Source organism: Pinirhizobacter sp. (assembly GCF_035317885.1).
GTDB lineage: Bacteria > Pseudomonadota > Gammaproteobacteria > Xanthomonadales > Rhodanobacteraceae > Pinirhizobacter.
Genome location: NZ_DATHFX010000249.1, coordinates 1 through 3,218 on the forward strand (window position 1 = coordinate 1; position 3,218 = coordinate 3,218).

A 3,218-nucleotide genomic window follows, 5' to 3' on the forward strand; every position below is an offset into this window, starting at 1 on the left:
CCAGGCTGGCATAGGTGGCCGACACGATGGCTCCATAAGCCACGACACCCGAATGCGTGGCGTTGTCCAGGTTGGTCAGGAAGTAGCGGACCACCACCGGCAGCAGGAAACTCATGAAATACACGCCCAGCGGCAGGGCCCATATATCGAAGAACGATTTGCCCGCCTCGAATTCCGGCCGAAGCTCCACCGCCGATAACGTCAAAGCGATGGCGAACACACCATCGGACATCATCACCAGTCGATCCAGATGCCGCTGACGGATGTGTTCTTCCGGAACATGAAAAGGTGCTGATGCCATGCAAGACGCCCCCTGGAGACTGGCCCATATGATGCCCAATCGTGGCACCTGCCGCATCAGCCCAGGAGCCGCTAATCCAGCCGCTTGCGGAAATTCAGCCGCGCCACTTCATAACCCATCCGCGTATTGAGCGCGATCATGCGCTCGTTGGCGACGCGTACATTGGTGTCCATGAAAGCCGAACCCATGGCGCGTGCCCACGTTTCGGCAAGCTCCTTGAGCTTTGTCGCCACGCCGCGGCCACGATGATCCGGGTGCACCCATAACGCGCGGATATGACATGCGGGAAGCTTGTCTATCGTCATCATATGCAGGCGGATCACGCCCACCATGCTGCCGTCGTCAAAGGCGGCAAGGCAGTGATGCTTCGATGCATCCCGGGTTAGCTGGGTGATGATCTCCCCACTCTTTTTCCTTCGCTCGTCATCCGAATCCGGGATATGCCCCTCGTTCGAATCCCTTCCTGAGTTCTCGCAAAAAAGAGTAAAGGTGTGGACCTCGGCCGGGTCCTGGGGATCGATCGGTCGATAGACGATGGCCATGGCAAGCCTAGGCCTCGTTTTCCAGGCGGCGGCCAAGCCATTTGTTGATGCACGCACCCAGCCCCAGGCCCACGAACCAGATCACTGCGATCCAATAGGCATCGAAGTGCGGCGCCAGGCCGAAGCTCTCCAGGAATCCCCAGGCCGTGGCAAAACTCAAGGCCAGGCCACCTGCAATCAGCGTCTGCCGGACGGTGAGGAAACGGATGTATTCGTCGGTCTCCTCCACCAGGTACCGGCCGATCGCGGCGAAGATACCGATAATCGGCAACGCAGGCAGTACGGCCACCACATAGGCCAGGGGACCGGTCAGATGGCCGCGACCGATCACCGTCTCGGCCGCGAACAGCAGCACCACATAGGTCACGCTCAGTACGATGACCGTGCGGTTGTAGCGTTTGTAAGCGCGCTGACGTGCCACCTGCAGGCCCTTCCCTTGAGTGTCAAGGATACTTTACATCCGCGTAAATCATACCGCAATCCCCGGCGCCATTTGAGACGTCATCGGCAGGTGGGCCTAAAGAATTCCCGTAACCTGCCGATCCAGGATGCAGTCTTGAGTGCATGGTTCGCTTCGCCCCGGCAATAAGCGAACTCTAAGGGGTCCAATGGCGTCGAAACATGCTGAAGGGATTCCGCCGGTCACGGAGCGCCGATCAGCGGGCGTTGTCTGGCGTGCCGGCGTGATTCTTGGCTTGTTGCTGGGCGTGTGCCTTGTGTTGCTGCTGCGCAGCGACAGGCTCACCCGCATGGAAGCGGCCGAAAGGCAGGCCATGGCCCTGGCATCAGGTGGCGAGCGACTGCTTATCGCCGAAATCCGCACCCTCGAACGCGCCATGACCGGCGTGGCCTTCGATGTCTTGAGCCTGGAACACACCACCCCTGCCGAGGCATCCACGCTGTCGGCCGACGCGATCACCGGCGTGCTGCAGCGCCAACCGGAATTGGTGTCGTTGACTATCGTCGACGCCGACGGCCGAAGCCTGATGGCGAACCATGCGGGCGACCGGACGTTGCCAACGTGGGTGGCCGCGGCAGGTTACGGCGACCGCACGCGCCTGCGCATGGGGCCGATGGCCGAGGTGGGCGGCGTCTGGACACTGCCGCTGGCGGTACCCATGGACCAGCATCGATGGGTGCTGGCACGGGTCAAGGCCGCGCAGATGCAACACATCGTGGACGACCTCGATGCAGGCTTGAATGGCGTTGCCGCCGTCTCCGATCAATACGGTACGATCCTGGCCCGAAGCCAGCAAGCCAGTAGCCTGGTCGGTGCGCCGGTAACCCGCTTGTTCGCGCCTTTCGTGGGCCACCACGGGGAGCGCATCAGCGCCATCGACGGTACCCGCCGCATCACCGCCGACAGCTTGCTCGGCACCTATCCGGTACGGGTAGGCGTGGGCATGGCTGTCAGCGAGCTACTGAAGCCCTGGTATGTACTGGTGGGTTTGAGCGCCGCCATCTACGCCCTGTACTGGATCGCCTTCGCCTACCTGTACCAGCGCATCAAGACCGCGGACATTTCGCGGGCCAACTACCTGAAGACGCTGACCACCAGCGCCCGTCGCCTTACCCAGGCGCAACAGGCCGGCAAGACAGGCACGTGGAGCGTGGAGCGCGCCTCCCGCCGGCTGGAGTGGTCACCCACGGTGGCGCAGATCTTCGGGCTCGATCCTGGCCTGGTCTCCACCACCGCCGAATTCTTCTACACGTTGCTCCATCGCGACGATGTCCGCGAGGTGAGCCGGAGCGTGCGCAACGCCTGGGCCCATGGAACGCCCATCGACCTTCAGTACCGCCTGATCCGGCCCGACGGCGACGTGCGCGTGATCGCAACCAAGGGTGCACTGATCACCGACCGGGACGAAGGCACGCTTGCCGGTACCATCGTGGACGTCACCGAGCGTGTCCAAAGCGAAGCCAACCTCGCCGATGCCGAACGCCGCTTCCGCCTGATGTTCGACAAGAATCCCCTTCCCTTCTGGGTATTCGACGTCCAGACACTGGCCTTCATGGAAGTGAACGAGGCCGCCCAGCGTGCCTACGGATACACGCGTGATGAATTCCTGGCCATGACCATCCTGGACATCCGGCCGGAAGGCTACGAAGCACGGGTCGTGGACAGCATAGGCGACGCAGAAGGGTTCGACGAAACCAGCGTGTGGATCCATCGCAGGCGTGACGGCAGCACGTTTGAAGTCAGGGTGCATGCCTCGGATATCGAGATCGGCGGCCGGCATGGCCGCCTGGTGCTGGCTGAGGATGTCAGTGAACGCATGGCCACCCAGCGCAACCTCGCCTACCGCGCCACCCACGATCCCCTGACGGACCTTCTGAACATCGAGGCGCTGATCGAGGAACTCGATGGCCGGGCT

At 62.3% G+C, this 3,218-nt stretch carries 4 protein-coding genes; 1 reads left to right on the top strand and 3 read right to left on the bottom strand.

Annotation, left to right across the window (positions count from 1 at the left end):
- The 3 genes from VK519_RS08120 to VK519_RS08130 all read right to left on the bottom strand — a co-directional run.
- Positions 1 to 301, bottom strand: a 301-nt coding sequence (locus VK519_RS08120; RefSeq protein WP_324348874.1) for a TMEM175 family protein, incomplete at its 3' end; no start/stop codon positions are given.
- Between the two features lie 71 nt (positions 302 to 372).
- Positions 373 to 879, bottom strand: a complete 507-nt coding sequence (locus VK519_RS08125) for a GNAT family N-acetyltransferase (RefSeq protein ID WP_324348876.1) — start codon at positions 877 to 879, stop codon at positions 373 to 375.
- Positions 851 to 1,264: a hypothetical protein gene (locus tag VK519_RS08130; RefSeq protein ID WP_324348878.1), complete on the bottom strand. Its 414-nt coding sequence runs from the start codon at positions 1,262 to 1,264 to the stop codon at positions 851 to 853. The genes VK519_RS08125 and VK519_RS08130 overlap by 29 nt, the downstream gene beginning before the upstream one ends.
- Before the next feature lie 262 nt (positions 1,265 to 1,526).
- On the opposite strand from VK519_RS08130, the gene VK519_RS08135 reads away from it, so the two are divergent.
- Positions 1,527 to 3,218, top strand: a 1,692-nt coding sequence (locus tag VK519_RS08135) for a PAS domain S-box protein (protein WP_324348880.1), incomplete at its 3' end; no start/stop codon positions are given.